The organism is Gallaecimonas zhanjiangensis (assembly GCF_057624825.1).
This window is the reverse complement of the sequence record NZ_CM172603.1, coordinates 3092818-3108582: the sequence shown is the minus strand read 5'-3', so window position 1 is coordinate 3108582 and position 15765 is coordinate 3092818. Positions and strand designations below refer to the sequence as shown.

Below are 15765 nucleotides of genomic sequence, written 5' to 3'. Positions count from 1 at the left end.
TATGGCAACTGCACCAGTAAAAACCGCTTCGGTATTGGCCTTTGAACGCAAGCTTGACCCCTCTGACGCCCTGATGTTTGCCGGCAACTGGCACGAGCGCCAGCAAAGCCAGGGCTGGCCAGGTATTAGCGTGGGAACCAAGTCGGTACGCGGCACTATTTCCAACCGCCTTAAAGCCAAAGAGTTGGACCCGGCCAAACTCGATGCCCAGATAGAAAAGCCGAACCTGCAAACCGTTGATGTGGCGGCCTTGCAAGCCACTACCGATACCCTGAAAGTGGCCTTTACCCTGCGGGTGTTGGCCGGTACCGGGCAGCCCTCAGCCTGTAATGACATCGCTTATCGCGACAAGCTCAAACAAACGGTGGCCGGTTATGTGAGTCAGCATGGCTTTGCTGAACTGGCCAGTCGCTACGCCAGTAACCTCGCCAATGGCCGCTTCTTATGGCGCAACCGTTTTGGCGCCGAGCAAGTGGAAGTGGTGGTTAGCCATCTGGTCGATGGCCAGCCTCAGCAAAGCTGGACCTTTGACGCCCTGGCCCATTCGCTGCGTGAGTTTGGCAACCACAGCGCCGTGGCCGAGCTTGCCAAGCTGATTGAACAAGGCTTGGCTGGCGAGCAGCATGTATTGCTGGCCATTAGCGCTTATGTGCGCCTTGGCGCCGGGCAAGAAGTGTTTCCATCCCAAGAGCTTATTCTCGACAAATCCCAGGGCGATCGTAAAAGTAAAACCCTTTACAGCGTCGAGGGTATCGCTGGCATTCACTCGCAAAAAATCGGTAATGCCCTTCGCACTATCGACACCTGGTATCCGAGCGAAGCGGGCGAAGATCTAGGCCCCATTGCCGTTGAGCCCTACGGCTCGGTCACCACCGAAGGCAAAGCCTATCGCCAACCCAAAGCCAAAATGGATTTCTACACCCTGCTTGATAACTGGATCACCGCCGACAAAGAACCCGCAAAGGAGCAGCAGCATTTTGTGGTGGCAACGCTTATTCGTGGCGGCGTGTTTGGTAAGGCGGATTAACCATGAACCATTACATCGATATTCGGCTGCGGCCCGATCCAGAGTTTTCGGCTGCGCATCTGATGGCCACGCTGTTCAGTAAATTACATCGGGTGTTGGCACAGCGCGGCGAACTGCAAGTCGGGGTGAGTTTTCCGTTAATGGAGCAACAGCATGCCGGGCTGGGGGGCGTGATGCGCTTATTTGGCTATGCCAAGCCCCTCGATATGCTGATGGCCGAGCCATGGCTGTTGGGAATGCGCGACCATACCGAGGTAGGTGCCATTGCGTTGGTGCCTGACCATGCTCAATACCGGCAGCTAAAGCGGGTACAAGCCAAAAGCAGCCCTGAGCGGCTTCGCCGCCGCAGCATCAAGTGTTTGGGCATCAGTGAACAAGAAGCCAAAGTGCGGATCCCCGACAGCGCCGCTAAATGGCTTAACTTGCCGTACTTGCAGCTGCAAAGTGGCAGTACCGGCCAGCGGTTTCGCCTGTTTTTGGAACTGGGGCCATTACAGCAGGCGCCGCAGCCTGGCCTGTTTAACCGCTACGGCTTAAGCCCATCAGCCACCATCCCATGGTTTTGACCCTTTTTTAAAGGCTCTGTAGAGGGCCTTTAAAAACAACACCTTACAGCGCAGCTCCACAAAAGGGCTGCGCTGCCTTTTTGCACCATTGCTCTTTAACAATCAAAACGTTAGGTTGGATAGGCTCTACTTCACTGCCGCCCAGGCAGCTAAGAAAGCTAGTACCGGTTATCGGCGCCCAATAGGCTTCTTCACTGCCGCCCAGGCAGCTAAGAAACAGGTAAACGGCATGGCCCGGCGCAGCTCAATCTTCACTGCCGCCCAGGCAGCTAAGAAAAAACCCAGCGAGACCAAGCGAGGCAGTCATAGCTTCACTGCCGCCCAGGCAGCTAAGAAATTGAATGTATTCGGATGCCACAGCATGGCGTTCTTCACTGCCGCCCAGGCAGCTAAGAAATGCTCACGCAGAGCTGCCCGCCGCCATCGGCACTTCACTGCCGCCCAGGCAGCTAAGAAAATCCAGGCGCAGCAGCACCGTGTTGGGGTTGTCTTCACTGCCGCCCAGGCAGCTAAGAAAAGCGGGAGGAGCTGCTCCAGGAACTGACGGTGCTTCACTGCCGCCCAGGCAGCTAAGAAAAACATTCTTTGGCTCAGTAACAAGATGTTTAACTTCACTGCCGCCCAGGCAGCTAAGAAAATCGGTATGTGAAAGTTGCCGAAAAGGGTTTACTTCACTGCCGCCCAGGCAGCTAAGAAATATAAGGCGGCCTATCTTCCCCGCGATGCTGGCTTCACTGCCGCCCAGGCAGCTAAGAAACCTTGCATACCGCGCCTGAGTCGCTTGGTGTACTTCACTGCCGCCCAGGCAGCTAAGAAAGCAGAAGGTACGAATGACGCTTTTGCGCTTTTCTTCACTGCCGCCCAGGCAGCTAAGAAATGTACTTGTGCCCTTCACGCTCAAGATACGCACTTCACTGCCGCCCAGGCAGCTAAGAAAAAGTTCGGGTTTCACAACGTCGCGGAACTCGTCTTCACTGCCGCCCAGGCAGCTAAGAAATTATCCGCATTACTCGCTGTGACCTCGCCGTTCTTCACTGCCGCCCAGGCAGCTAAGAAATGCACCTATTTGCTCGGCATTAAAGATTCATTCTTCACTGCCGCCCAGGCAGCTAAGAAAATACCCCAGTTCGACGGGTGGGCGGTTTAAAAGCTTCACTGCCGCCCAGGCAGCTAAGAAATAAGTGACCCGGGGCCCTATGATGCGCGTCTTCTTCACTGCCGCCCAGGCAGCTAAGAAATTTTCATCCTCGCTATTGCTGCGACCATTCTTCTTCACTGCCGCCCAGGCAGCTAAGAAAAATCAGGCCCTGTAGCTCAGAGGTAGAGCTATCTTCACTGCCGCCCAGGCAGCTAAGAAATCGCCACGATAGTCGGAGTCGATGACGCCTACCTTCACTGCCGCCCAGGCAGCTAAGAAAATCAGAGAATTCTAACAGGTCAGAGAACTGGCCTTCACTGCCGCCCAGGCAGCTAAGAAAAGTTGACGGAACCTCTTTTGGTGTTTATACCTCTTCACTGCCGCCCAGGCAGCTAAGAAAAAAAGAGGTTCCGTCAACTGGTGTTGTTCTTGCTTCACTGCCGCCCAGGCAGCTAAGAAAATACCAACCACCGGCCTGATACTGACAAACTCCTTCACTGCCGCCCAGGCAGCTAAGAAAATACGCACCAAACCAGAACGGTGATGCAAAAACTTCACTGCCGCCCAGGCAGCTAAGAAAACCATCAAGAAGATAAGGGCAGAGATACGCGACTTCACTGCCGCCCAGGCAGCTAAGAAAAAGATCACACCAGCTTTATGGAACTTGAAACCCTTCACTGCCGCCCAGGCAGCTAAGAAATTTCCCGATTGCAGATCTGCAAACAAATCCATCTTCACTGCCGCCCAGGCAGCTAAGAAATTTGGCACTTTGTAGGTGCCCTCAGGGTCCCACTTCACTGCCGCCCAGGCAGCTAAGAAAACAGACACCCCCGCACGGTGGACCGCTGGGACCTTCACTGCCGCCCAGGCAGCTAAGAAATTAGCGTTTGACAGGGACTTACTAAACGGTATCTTCACTGCCGCCCAGGCAGCTAAGAAAACCATTCTTGCCAAAGCCGGCTTGGCATACCGCTTCACTGCCGCCCAGGCAGCTAAGAAAAATCATCCGGACCCAGTTCGATGACGGAACTTCTTCACTGCCGCCCAGGCAGCTAAGAAAATTAAATCAAACAAATCACCATCTTCGATGGTCTTCACTGCCGCCCAGGCAGCTAAGAAATCAGGAAGAAGAGGCCAACACGAAACCTGAGCCTTCACTGCCGCCCAGGCAGCTAAGAAATCGGCACCGGGCTGGTACCGGGTGCCCGTCTCCTTCACTGCCGCCCAGGCAGCTAAGAAAATTATCGAGCAATTGGCTGGTCCGCATTTTCACTTCACTGCCGCCCAGGCAGCTAAGAAAAAATCAATCAAGAGCGAAGTTCAGATTATGGTCTTCACTGCCGCCCAGGCAGCTAAGAAAATTGAATGCAGGTTACCAGCATGCACAGAGCGCTTCACTGCCGCCCAGGCAGCTAAGAAAACCGACAAAAGATGAGTTCTATGGCATAGCCACTTCACTGCCGCCCAGGCAGCTAAGAAAGGATCGAAAAGTGATGCGTTTGAATAGTCGATCTTCACTGCCGCCCAGGCAGCTAAGAAAATGGAGGTTGTCCTTGACGAAGATGGCGTTCCCTTCACTGCCGCCCAGGCAGCTAAGAAAACTAGGCTAACCAGGAGGGCGTCTGGCGAAGGCTTCACTGCCGCCCAGGCAGCTAAGAAATCAGCAGAACAAAAAGGGCCATCAACGCAAAGCTTCACTGCCGCCCAGGCAGCTAAGAAATCAATACGCCATCCGCTATCAGCGAGTCCCTGCTTCACTGCCGCCCAGGCAGCTAAGAAAATGTACACAAGAACACTGGTAGACCAGTACAACTTCACTGCCGCCCAGGCAGCTAAGAAAAATGCCATCAGGTGCTTTAACTCTGGTGGTATCTTCACTGCCGCCCAGGCAGCTAAGAAATTGATGGCATCCCAGTTTTTATAAATCAGATACTTCACTGCCGCCCAGGCAGCTAAGAAATTCGGTATCCCAAGCTGGCCCCGGTGCTCCAGCTTCACTGCCGCCCAGGCAGCTAAGAAAAAACACAAAATGAAAACCATCAATGTTGGCGCCTTCACTGCCGCCCAGGCAGCTAAGAAATGTGGCACGCCGCCGTAAACCACCCCGAAGTTCTTCACTGCCGCCCAGGCAGCTAAGAAATCGATTTCTTGGCGAATGATGGCCTCGTCACACTTCACTGCCGCCCAGGCAGCTAAGAAACATGACTTCACGGTCACTGAAGTTGTCGCGGTCTTCACTGCCGCCCAGGCAGCTAAGAAAGGGAAAAGAACGGTTCAACGACAAAATAATGCCTTCACTGCCGCCCAGGCAGCTAAGAAAGCCCACTCCATGGAGCGGCGCTGGCGCTCCACCTTCACTGCCGCCCAGGCAGCTAAGAAAAAACCCTACGCACTGCCGACAACGGCCAGCCACTTCACTGCCGCCCAGGCAGCTAAGAAAATCTGTAGACGATGCGCTATATGCGGGACAACCTTTACTGCCGCCCAGGCAGCTAAGAAAATGGCATCGATAACCTGGACCTCGCCGAAATCCTTCACTGCCGCCCAGGCAGCTAAGAAAAGGCCTGGCCACGTCGGCCAGCTCTTCAACCACTTCACTGCCGCCCAGGCAGCTAAGAAAGTTGCCGAAGATCAGAAAGTCCAGGGCGATGGCTTCACTGCCGCCCAGGCAGCTAAGAAAAAAAGGAAATGGGGCAACCATGGAAATCAACACTTCACTGCCGCCCAGGCAGCTAAGAAAAAGATGAACAAGGCCGCCGAGGACGTGGATAACTTCACTGCCGCCCAGGCAGCTAAGAAAACCTTGATGACGTAGAACGTGGCAAACAGCATCTTCACTGCCGCCCAGGCAGCTAAGAAAGCGAGGCAAGGAGACGGTAATGCACTCCCCCACTTCACTGCCGCCCAGGCAGCTAAGAAATGCCCTGGTTCGTGGCGCACAGCGTAGCTGTGCTTCACTGCCGCCCAGGCAGCTAAGAAAATGAAAACAGGGTCTTTATCAGCTCCCAGCCCCTTCACCGCCGCCCAGGCAGCTAAGAAAAGTTCGCCGGTAAGATACATGACGACTTCACTCTTCACTGCCGCCCAGGCAGCTAAGAAAAACTGGCGCTGGCATCGTCGGCGCTTGCTTAGCTTCACTGCCGCCCAGGCAGCTAAGAAATACCAGGCGCCACAATCCATGTGGCAGTATCGCTTCACTGCCGCTCAGGCAGCTAAGAAAATGCCGGCAATAAGCCGCAGTTCGACACAGCCCTTCACTGCCGCTCAGGCAGCTAAGAAAATTATGTCGCGCACCTACGATTTGACCTCGCACTTCACTGCCGCTCAGGCAGCTAAGAAATCGAACTGGTGCCGGACTACTGGCGGCAAACCCTTCACTGCCGCTCAGGCAGCTAAGAAATAATTCGGACACGCTCGATGGCTCCTGCGCCTCTTCACTGCCGCTCAGGCAGCTAAGAAATTTATCCGGCGTCGATGCTAGGGCAGATAAATCTTCACTGCTGCTCAGGCAGCTAAGAAAAATATTTGCTGGCGCATTTGACGATGGTTTTACTTCACTGCCGCTCAGGCAGCTAAGAAATGATCATAAACCGCATCGCGGGGGGACTTGATCTTCACTGCCGCTCAGGCAGCTAAGAAAAAGTGCGGTCCCTCAACTCAGTGGACGCCAAACTTCACTGCCGCTCAGGCAGCTAAGAAATGGCAGTAGACGGCGACGAGAAGGGCGCTAAACTTCACTGCCGCTCAGGCAGCTAAGAAAGTAGGAGAAGCCCAGGGTTTCGATCTTGCGGCCTTCACTGCCGCTCAGGCAGCTAAGAAATGCCACTTTTACGCTCCTGTTAGTATGTTGCCCTTCACTGCCGCCCAGGCAGCTAAGAAAACGAAGAAAGGGCAAAAACAGCAGAAGAAAAGCTTCACTGCCGCCCAGGCAGCTAAGAAAATTTAAGCATCGGTGTATCCCTCAAGCGTACCCTTCACTGCCGCCCAGGCAGCTAAGAAAATTTAAGCATCGGTGTATCCCTCAAGCGTACCCTTCACTGCCGCCCAGGCAGTTCAGAGAGCGATATTCCAAATCTGACTTAATAGATTTAATTTTTCATTGGTGCCACATCAATTCTGTCAGCGCTTTCTTAAATTCATAGTGTGGGTTTCTATGGCGAAAAGGCGTACTTGTTGCTGACTCTTTTAAATAACTAAAAAATGGGTGGCACTATCGGAGATATTTGTCTTTGTCCAGCCGCTAAATTGACCAGGGTAAGAATTTAAAAGTTAAAAAAACTGCGATGTTAATTTAATGCTCGTTAGTCATTCTGGTTTTTTCACAACAACGAGCATACTTAATATGAAAAAAACACTGTCATCCCTGTTATTGATCGCATCGGCGCTGTTTTCCGGTCCGTTGCTGGCGGCCAATTGCGTTTACGGTTGTCCTACCGGTAAATCGGGCCAGGTGATCGAGCGTTCCATCTATACCCTGCAAAACAACGCGTCGACCAAGTTTGCCGATTGGGCGGCTTACCATGTCACCGCCAGCACCATCGACGGCCCGACCCGTACCCGCACCTGGAAGGCCGACCCCAGCATTGCCGCTTCGGCGACCCTGGAGCCGGCCGATTACACCGATGCCAACGCGGTGCTGGGCACCGACCGTGGACATCAGGTGCCGCTGGCGTCCTTTAGCAACACCAGCGACTGGGCCATGACCAACTACTTGTCCAACATCACGCCCCAGGCCTCCAACCTCAACCAGGGCCCCTGGGTGGATCTGGAGTCGGCGGTGCGGGCGGTGGCTCGCTCCGGCCAAGATGTGTATGTGGTAACCGGGCCGCTCTACGAGTGGTATTTCGGCACCTTGCCCCAGGCGGATGAGGCCCACACCATTCCTTCTGGTTACTTCAAGGTGGTGATCACCGACGTAAACGGCTGGGTGGAGGCCTCGGCCTTTATCATGGAGCAGGACTTGGCCCGCTCGGCGAACTTCTGCGCCACCGAGGTAACGGTCAACGAGGTGGAAAGCCGCACCGGCCTTAACATCATGCCGACCCTGCCGTCCTATAAGGAGTCGGCGGTGGAAGGGCAAACCGGCGGTTTGTCGGCGGCCCTGGGTTGTAACTAAGCAAAGCCCAAAGGTTTGCAGGCCGCCGCTGTTGCTGGCGGCCTTTTATTTTAGGTGCAGCACCGAGACCGGCAGGTGGTGGCGGGCGAGAAAGCGCAGCCAGCGTTTTTGCCCCGGTTGCAGCCGGTCGCCGGGGCCTTTGACTTCCACCAGCTGGTATTGGCCGCCATCGACCACCAGCAGATCGGGAAAGCCGCTGCGGTGGTGGCGCGGGTCTTTTAGAAAATGGCGAAACCAAAGCGCCAGGTGGTGGCCGGGGATATGGCTGGCAAGGGCCAGGTGTTCGGCGCGCCACAGCGGCCAATACACCAGATCGTTGGCAATGCCGGCCTTGGCGGCGAGGGTGGCTTTGGCCCGCTGTTGCCAGCCTTGCTCAATTTCATTAAGCCGGGCCTCGATAAGCCCTTGGCGCTTTTCATAAAAGCCCTGGCTGAACAAATCTTTGGGGCCGCGCTGAAAGGGGTGGAAAAAGGCGCCGGGCACCGGGTTAAAGACAATGTCCCAAAACAGCAGGCCAAAAAGGCCGGTCAAGAGTTGGTTCTCGCTGTGCATACCGGCATCGAAATAGCCAAGGGCTTTCTGCTCGACCCGCTCGCTGCCCTCTGGCAAGGGCCGCTGCTGCTCGCTGACGCTGCTTACCGGTAACTGGGGCAGGCTGTGGCCGAGCTTGCTGGCCAGGCGCTTGGCAAAAACGTCGATAAAGTCTTGTTCGCTGGCATCTTGGGGCGCTTTTAATATGGGCGCCAGGGCCTGCCAGGCCGCCTCTTGGCCGGCGGTTTTTTCCATCAGCCGCACGCTACGCTCCCTGGCTGGGGGCAGGGTGAGGCGCTGGTAAAACGCCAGGGCCAAGGGCAGATTTTTGCTGCGCTCAAGGCGCCGGGCCAGTTGCAGGGTCAGGCGTTGCCAGCGGTTGTCATCCCCGGCAGGCCAGCATTCTGCCAAGGCGCCTAGGGCGTGGTCGGGGCAGGCATCGAGGGTTTGCGCCAGCTCTGCAAGGGCAAAGTGGCGTTCCAAGTGGCCCCGGCTTTGGTAGTAGCGGCTTTGGCTATCAAGGGGGTAGGGCTCGTAGCGCACATGCTCAAGGGCGGTTATCACAAACTCGCTAAGGTCTTGGTAGGCATTGCCAAAATAGAGCAGCAGGCAGCGGCGCATCAGCGCCTCGTGCTGCATTTGCCACAGGGCAAAAGGCGGTGCCCGGTAGGGCAAAGCCTGGGCCGCTTCGATAAGGGCGGGGCGCGCCAGGCGTTTATCGAGGCTAAAAAGCGCAGCGATTTCGGCCTTGGTAAGCAGTGGCAGCAGCAGGGCCTGCTCGGGGGCCATGGGGGTAATAAAGCCGGCCTCTTTTAAAGCCTCAATGGCCAGCGGCAGATCAAGCTCGGGGTAGCGCAGTTTATCTTCACGAAAGCACTGGCCACGGCGGCTTAAAAAGCGGGTGTAAAGGGCGCGCCCATCCAGTGGCAGGGCGGCAAAATCGTCAAGGCACTGGTTTTCTTGTTCGCTAAAAAGGTCGCCGTAGCGACCTTTTACTGCCCCCAGCAGGGCTTCGAAATGGGCCAGATAATAGGTGCCACTCAGGGCGTTAAGGTCAACTGCCATCGCGCTTCCTGGGGCATCAAGGGCTCGGGGGTGCCGTCTTGCCAGTCTTTGTGGCCGCTTAAGTAATAAGGGCTGAAGGGGTTGCCGCTCTGGCCGCCTGGCATCACCAGAATGCCGCGGTCTTCATGGCCGGGGGTCACCACCAGCCGCTCAGAGGCGCCAAAGGCGGCGCCGGTAACGTGCACCGCGTAGCTGTCGCCAGACTGGGGCGACACCGGGGCATCGAGGTAGCGGGCCAGCCAGCCGGGCAGGGCGGCCGATAGCGGGTGGCGGATGTGGCTTTGGTGGACGCTGCCCCAGGTGGGCCAGCCAGCCTCGGCGGTGCGAGTAACCTGGCGGGCGGTTTGCTCGCTCAAAAGCCCCTGCCAGGACTCATAGCCTTTTGGCAGCATGGCCGGCGGCTGCTGGCTCAGCAGCTGGCGCAGGGGGTATTCCCACTGGTTGTCGATACTGGCGGCATCAAAGCCGGGCAGGGTTTTGTCGAGGTTGTAGAAGGGGGCGAACACCAGCCCCAGCATGGCCTGGCGAAAATCGTGGATCATCACGAAGGCCTGGGAGCCGCTGGCGGCGGTGCCGTCCCATTCGTCTACCAGGCGGCGGGCTTTAACAAAATCCGGCGAGGGCGGCATCTGCGACAGCTCGTTGGCCAGCAGCTTGGCCCAGAAATCGTAAACCGGCACCTTGTTGTCGTACTGCATGGCAAAAAAGCCTTTTTCGTCCCAGAGGTTTTGGCTTTTCAGCAGATCGCGAATGCGCCCGGCCCGTTCTCCAAGCACATAACCCCCATCGCCGATACGGCTGAGCTCGGCGCCGCCCAGCATCCGCTGGTTGGCGCTCCAGATGCGGCCACTGGGGGGATTGATGCGCCGGGGGTAGGCGCTGGCCGGGAGCCGGTCTTGCCAGCTGACACCGGCCTGGCTCAAATCCACCGGCGCCAAGCCGCTGTAGCCCAGGCGCTCGGGGATGGGGCCGGCTAAGGTCCAGGCCACGTTGCCACGGGTGTCGGCCACCATCATGTTCTGGGTGGGAATGCCCATGGTGGGGGCGAGCGCCAGGGCGCAGCTGACATCGGGGCAGTCCACCAGCTTCATCAGGTTGATGTTCACGCCCCCCGGCTGCTGGGCTGTCCAGAGCTGGGCGTAGGGGCGGCCGTCGGGCAGGGTGCCCATCAGCGGGCCCCATTGGGTGTCTTTTACCACCAGGGTTTCGCTGTGGCCGCTGCTGCTTTGGATAGTTTCCGGGTGGTCGGTAAAGGCTTTGGGGCCGTCGCTGGTTTGGTATTGGTTATTGCCAGCGTCGCTTACCACCACCAGATCGGAAAAATCGCCATAAGAGTTGGTAAAGCCCCAGGCGATATGGCCGTTGGAGCCCACCACCAGCGCCGGGGTGCCGGGCAGGGTCAGGCCCACTTCCATGTTGTCGCCAATGCGGGCAGCCATGCGATACCAGATATTGGGCACCCGCAAACTCAGGTGCATGTCGGAGGCCAGCATGGCGGCGCCGTCGTTGGTAAAGCGCCCGGCCACGGCCCAGCCGTTGGAGCCGGGGGCTTGCTCGGGCGCGGGGCTGGCCGGTGGCGCCTGCATGTCGGGCCAGCCGCTTTTGGGCAGCGGCGCTGGTTGCGGGAAGGTGCTGTCCAGCGCGGCGTCAAAGCGGCCGCCAAAGGGGAACCAGAACGCCTTTTGTTCGTCGTCCAGGCGCTGGCTGATGGCAGCCAGGCTCCATTCGCGCTTGGCGGCGTTGCCTTGGAGATCAAGATACATGCTGTCTATAACCAGCAGGCTGTCTTCGGGGCGCCATTGGCGGGGCGTTTGGCGCAGCAGCCAATATTCAAAGGGTTTGGTCAGTAAGTCAGCCAGACCCTTGTTTACGCCGTTGCTGTAAGCCACCAGCAGCGCCCGGTCTTGTGGGGCCATGGCGCTGATGGCTGCTTCGGCCCTAGCCCGAAAGCGGTGGCGGCGGATGTCTCGGTCATGGTCGAGGGCCTTGTCGCCCACCAGGGCGGCCAGCTCGCCGGCAGAGAGGCGGCGCAGCAAGTCCATCTGGAAGAAGCGGTCCTGAGCGTGCAGGTAGCCCAGGGTTTGGGCCAAGTCCAACTGGTTTTTGGCAAGAATAAGGGGCACGCCACGGTTGTCACGGTTTACCGCCACCGGGGCATTGAGGCCGGGGAGTTTGACGGTGCCGTCGAGCTTGGCGGTATTGAAATACATCACCGCCAGGGGAGAAACAGCAAGTAACGCCAGTATTAGTGCTCCAATACGCCATTTCACGATAATTTTCCTTGCTGTTTCAGATCAGTCCATCAGAATACTGAGCCAACGATACAAAGAAGCTCAGGCATTGGGAAGCAGCGCAAAGACTGCACCTTAGATGGAGAAGACATGGCGCCACAATGGTTGGCCGTCGGCGGCAGTGCGGGAACTGCGCTGATGTTTATGTTGCTCTGGGGTTTGGGTTTTCGCCAGAAACGCTTTTTGCAAAAGCGCTGCGACCACTTACAACAGCAACTGAAAGTGCGCGACGAGTTGGCAAACCAGGCAAGGACAGGCTGGGTTGCTTTAAATCAAGACCTGGATATCCAGAGCGTCAGCACGTCCCTTAATAACCTCTTTGACGACCCCAAGGCCGCCGTCGGCAGCCATGTGTCGGCCTTGGTGCTGCCCTGGCCGTTGGCTGCCCTGCGCGCCTGGCGCGACGGTAAAAGCGCCTTTTTCGAGCAACAGGTGCCTGACTACCAGCTCTGGGGCTACCGCCGCGACGGCCTGCTGTGGGTGCAAATCACCTGCCAGCGCGGCCAGCAACAACAGGTGCGTACCCTGCGCCAGCAACTGCAAAAAGACGGCCTGACCGGCCTTTTGAACCGCCAGGGCTTTATTTTGCGCCTGGCCTCCGAGGGCCTGAGTGGCGCCTTGCTGGTGCAATTTAACCTCAGCCGCTTTCGCCTGCTTAACGACAACCTGGGCCTGGACGCCGGCGACAACCTGCTGCGCCGCCTAGGGGAGCTGGTGGAAGGGGCGCTTCGCCACGGCGAATTTGCCGCCCGCCCTGACGGCGACACCTTTTGGCTGCGCCTCGACGGCTCCAAGCCCTGGCAAGAGCGGCTCGAAGGCCTTATCAAGGTGCTGGACGAAGCGCTGGACCAAAGCATTCCCCAGGGCTTTCCGCTGGCGGTCAAAGCCGGGGTTTGTGAAGCCGAAGAGGGTATGGATCTGTGGGAAGGCCTGCGCCGCGCCGACTTTGCCTGCCACCTGGCTTCAGACCAGCCCTGGGTGAGATTCAGCGCCGACCACCCGGTACTGGTGCAGCGTCTGCAGGCCTCCAAATGGGCCAAGGCGGTGAGCCACGCCATCAACACCGACAACTTCCTGCTGTTCTACCAGCCCCTCGAATCCCTTAAACCCCAACACGGGCAGCTACGGGCCGAAGTGCTGGTAAGGATGCTGGGGGACGAAGGTGAAATGCTAAGCCCCGGGCGCTTTTTGGCGGCAACCGAGGATTTTCGCCTCACCAGCCGCCTTGACCGCTGGGTGATAAAGGCCGTTATCGACTGGCTGGGCAAGCATCCGCAGCTGCACGATCACCTGGTGCTGGCGGTGAATTTAAGTGGCCAGAGCCTTTCTGACAGCCGCTTTGCCCTGGCCATTCGCCAGTGGCTGGCCGAGGCGGCCGTACCGGCCAAGACCCTTTGCATCGAGATCACCGAATCGGTGGCCATCGACAACCTCAAGGAAGCGCGCCGCTTTATGCGGGCCCTGCAAGAGGTAGGGGTGCGCTTTGCCCTCGACGATTTTGGCAGCGGCTTTTCGTCTTTTAAGTACCTGCAGGCCCTGCCGGTGGATTACGTGAAGATAGACGGCAGCCTTATCCAGGATCTGTTACGCTCGCGCCGCGACCGCGCCATAGTGCGGGGCATTGCCTCGGTGTGCCGGGGCTTGTCGCTGCCGGTGGTGGCGGAGTTTGTGGATAAGCCGGAGTTGCTGGAGTTCGTGCGCAGGCTGGGGCTGGATTATGCTCAGGGCAACCTTATCGGTCGCCCCTCCCGGTTGGATTTGCTGCCCCTGGAGTGGCAGGAGCAGCAGGACGAAGTGGTTGGTTAAAAGGCGGGGTTTTCCGCCGCTGGGCTCTCCACGTCCAGTAGTTGGGCCCTGTTGGAGCGCACCGCGCGGTGCGCATGGGGTTTGTGCAGGTAGGTCTTGAGTTGTCGCTGCAGTTTTTGGGTCAGGGCACTTAAGGCAACGTAGCCGTCCAGATCGCGCGCCTTGGCCACCAAGTCCCCGTTGGGCAACCCGATGCTGGCTTCCATAACCACGGCCATGCCGTCACGGTCGATAACCAGTTTGGGGTTGATAAAGGGCACGTCGAAGCGTTCAAGTTTGCTCAGTTGTTTTTGGATCTGAGCCTCAAGCGCGGCGGTGACTGGCTGGGTCCGGCTGGTGATGTCGATACGCATATAAAGACCTCCATGAGTCATCACTTGTGTATTGCCTTCACCCCCAACCTACGCCTTTGCATCGCCGCTGTCATGTGATCTTGATCAACTTTTTATGGCTTTTGGGCCGCGGCAAAATAAAGCGTGAATTACCTGGCAGAACCTGCCGAAATGGCCTTGCCGAGGGGCCAACAGGCAGGCATAGTTGAGAGGATTTATCCCCGTGTTAGCCGCCAAAGACATCCAGGCCATGCGCCTTATCCTCTGGGCCAGCGAAGCCCTGATGCTGCTCTGGGTGGGCATTGCCGAACTTCCCTATCACCTCTTTTGGTTACTGGCTATCTGGTCTTGCCAGGGGCTGCTGGGCGCCGTCAGCCTGCGTTTTAATGCCCACTGGACCCTGCTGCTGGTGGACATGGTGCTGCTGACCTTACTGTTTGCCCTCTCCGGTGGCCACACCAACCCCTTTGTGTCCTTGTACCTGTTGCCGGTGGTGATCGTGCTACTGGCCAAAGCCGAAGGCGCAGCGGTGTGGATCTCGGTGCTGGCAGTGGCCGGCTACAGCTCACTGATGCTGCTGCCGGACGACATGGGCTGGCACAAGCCCGGCCACTATTGGGGCATGTGGGCCAACGCCATGCTGACCATGGCGATCATGGTGATCTTTGCCCTTCGCACCAGCAAGGTGATGCGCCGCCAGCAAGCGGCGATCAGCAACCTGCGCGAGCGCCAGCTGCGCTCCGAGCAGGTGATGGCGGTGGCTTCTCAGGCTGCGCTCTCGGCCCATCAGCTGGCTACCCCGCTTTCCGTTGCCAGGCTGACCGCCGATGAGTTGGCCGACGAGCAGCCCGACCCCCGCCTTGGCAGCCTGCGCCAGGCCCTTGAGCGTTGCAGCGCACTCTTACAAAAAATTCGTGAAGCGGCAGAGCCCCAGCCTGCCGGGGCCATGGCCGTGGAGGCGCTGCTTGGCGCCCTGGCCGAGCGTTTTCGGCTGCTGCGCCCCGAGGCCGAACTGGTGCTGCCGGCCAGCATCGAGGGCGAAGTCAAAGGGGATGCCACCCTGGTGCCGGCCATCCTTAATTTGTTGGATAACGCCGCCCATCAGGGCTCGGTTATTCATCTGGCGCTGTCGAGCGATGCCGGCCATTGGCTGCTGAGAATTGACGACGGCGGCCCGGGGCTGGCTCCTGAGCTCGCTAAAGCCCTTGGCCAGCCGCTGCCCTCAGACCGCCACCCCGGCCCCGGCCTTGGCCTGTTCCTGGCCCATGCCAGCTTCGAGCGGCTGGGGGGCTTTTTACGCATCGAGGGCGATGGCAGCCAAAGCTGGCTGGAAGTGGGGCTCGCAAAATCATGAAACTGCTGCTGCTGGAAGACGACCAAGCCCTCGGCCAAACCTTGCAGCGGGTCCTTAGCCGCAAAGGCTTTGAGGTGCGCCACCTTAGCCACTGCGAGCCGCTGCTTGGTGAGGCGAAGGCCTTTGATCCGCAAGTGGTGCTGCTGGATTTAAAACTTGGCGCCGCCACCAGCCTGCCTTTTATCGAGCCGCTGCGGGCGCTGCTGCCGCAGGCGCGCATTTTGGTGATAACAGGCTACGCCGCCATTGCCTCGGCGGTGGCGGCCATCAAGGCCGGGGCCGACGATTATCTGCCCAAGCCCTTGGACATGGCCTCCTTGTTGGCGGCCATCGGTGGCGAGCAGCGGCTTGGCGCCGAGGCGGCGCCGCTGCCGCCGGCAAGGCTTGAGTGGGAGCATATCCAGAAGGTGCTGGCCGACAACGACGGCAACGTTTCCGCCACCGCCCGCTCCCTTGGCATGCACCGGCGCACACTACAACGTAAACTGGCCAAACATCCGGTCGCCTGCGAGGCGGACAACAGCGCACATTCATCATAG

The 15765-nt window shown here is 58.3% G+C and carries 9 protein-coding genes and 1 CRISPR repeat array; of the genes, 6 read left to right on the top strand and 3 right to left on the bottom strand.

Annotation, left to right across the window (positions count from 1 at the left end):
• Position 1: 1 nt before the first annotated feature.
• The 3 genes from csy3 (at position 2) to AC22G1_RS14805 (ending at position 7847) form a co-directional block, all read left to right on the top strand.
• Positions 2 to 1027, top strand: coding sequence for a type I-F CRISPR-associated protein Csy3 (gene csy3, locus AC22G1_RS14815; protein ID WP_487314057.1), 1026 nt, complete (start codon positions 2 to 4; stop codon positions 1025 to 1027).
• A gap of 2 nt (positions 1028 to 1029) precedes the next feature.
• Entirely contained in the window at positions 1030 to 1593 is a 564-nt protein-coding gene (gene cas6f, locus AC22G1_RS14810; protein ID WP_487314056.1) for a type I-F CRISPR-associated endoribonuclease Cas6/Csy4, read from the top strand.
• A gap of 129 nt (positions 1594 to 1722) precedes the next feature.
• Positions 1723 to 6791: a CRISPR direct-repeat array (repeat unit 28 nt; unit sequence CTTCACTGCCGCCCAGGCAGCTAAGAAA).
• 282 nt (positions 6792 to 7073) lie between these two features.
• The gene (locus tag AC22G1_RS14805; RefSeq protein WP_487314055.1) at positions 7074 to 7847 is read left to right on the top strand and encodes a DNA/RNA non-specific endonuclease; all 774 of its coding nucleotides are present in this window, start codon (positions 7074 to 7076) and stop codon (positions 7845 to 7847) included.
• A 45-nt stretch (positions 7848 to 7892) separates the two neighbouring features.
• Here AC22G1_RS14805 and AC22G1_RS14800 read toward each other — a convergent pair whose 3' ends face one another.
• The gene (locus AC22G1_RS14800; RefSeq protein ID WP_487314054.1) at positions 7893 to 9443 is read right to left on the bottom strand and encodes a VRR-NUC domain-containing protein; all 1551 of its coding nucleotides are present in this window, start codon (positions 9441 to 9443) and stop codon (positions 7893 to 7895) included.
• Positions 9419 to 11713, bottom strand: a complete 2295-nt coding sequence (locus tag AC22G1_RS14795; RefSeq protein WP_487314053.1) for a penicillin acylase family protein — start codon at positions 11711 to 11713, stop codon at positions 9419 to 9421. The genes AC22G1_RS14800 and AC22G1_RS14795 overlap by 25 nt, the downstream gene beginning before the upstream one ends.
• A 159-nt stretch (positions 11714 to 11872) precedes the next feature.
• Here AC22G1_RS14795 and AC22G1_RS14790 point away from each other — a divergent pair, with 159 nt between their 5' ends.
• Positions 11873 to 13540, top strand: a complete 1668-nt coding sequence (locus AC22G1_RS14790; RefSeq protein ID WP_487314052.1) for an EAL domain-containing protein — start codon at positions 11873 to 11875, stop codon at positions 13538 to 13540.
• On the opposite strand, the gene hpf is transcribed toward AC22G1_RS14790, so the two are convergent.
• Positions 13537 to 13893, bottom strand: a complete 357-nt coding sequence (gene hpf, locus AC22G1_RS14785) for a ribosome hibernation-promoting factor, HPF/YfiA family (RefSeq protein WP_487314051.1) — start codon at positions 13891 to 13893, stop codon at positions 13537 to 13539. The two genes, AC22G1_RS14790 and hpf, sit on opposite strands and share 4 nt — an antisense overlap.
• Positions 13894 to 14095: 202 nt before the next feature.
• Between hpf and AC22G1_RS14780 the strand changes: the two genes are divergently transcribed.
• The gene (locus AC22G1_RS14780; RefSeq protein WP_487314050.1) at positions 14096 to 15226 is read left to right on the top strand and encodes a sensor histidine kinase; all 1131 of its coding nucleotides are present in this window, start codon (positions 14096 to 14098) and stop codon (positions 15224 to 15226) included.
• Entirely contained in the window at positions 15223 to 15765 is a 543-nt protein-coding gene (locus AC22G1_RS14775; RefSeq protein WP_487314049.1) for a response regulator transcription factor, read from the top strand. Before AC22G1_RS14780 ends, AC22G1_RS14775 begins: the two co-directional genes overlap by 4 nt.

Excerpts from the sequence above, each read along its gene's own strand:
- csy3 (WP_487314057.1), top strand. The coding sequence starts at position 2 with ATGGCAACTGCACCAGTAAAAACCGCTTCGGTATTGGCCTTTGAACGC.
- cas6f (WP_487314056.1), top strand. The coding sequence starts at position 1,030 with ATGAACCATTACATCGATATTCGGCTGCGGCCCGATCCAGAGTTTTCG.
- AC22G1_RS14805 (WP_487314055.1), top strand. The coding sequence starts at position 7,074 with ATGAAAAAAACACTGTCATCCCTGTTATTGATCGCATCGGCGCTGTTT.
- AC22G1_RS14800 (WP_487314054.1), bottom strand. The coding sequence starts at position 9,443 with ATGGCAGTTGACCTTAACGCCCTGAGTGGCACCTATTATCTGGCCCAT.
- AC22G1_RS14790 (WP_487314052.1), top strand. The coding sequence starts at position 11,873 with ATGTTTATGTTGCTCTGGGGTTTGGGTTTTCGCCAGAAACGCTTTTTG.
- hpf (WP_487314051.1), bottom strand. The coding sequence starts at position 13,893 with ATGCGTATCGACATCACCAGCCGGACCCAGCCAGTCACCGCCGCGCTT.
- AC22G1_RS14775 (WP_487314049.1), top strand. The coding sequence starts at position 15,223 with ATGAAACTGCTGCTGCTGGAAGACGACCAAGCCCTCGGCCAAACCTTG.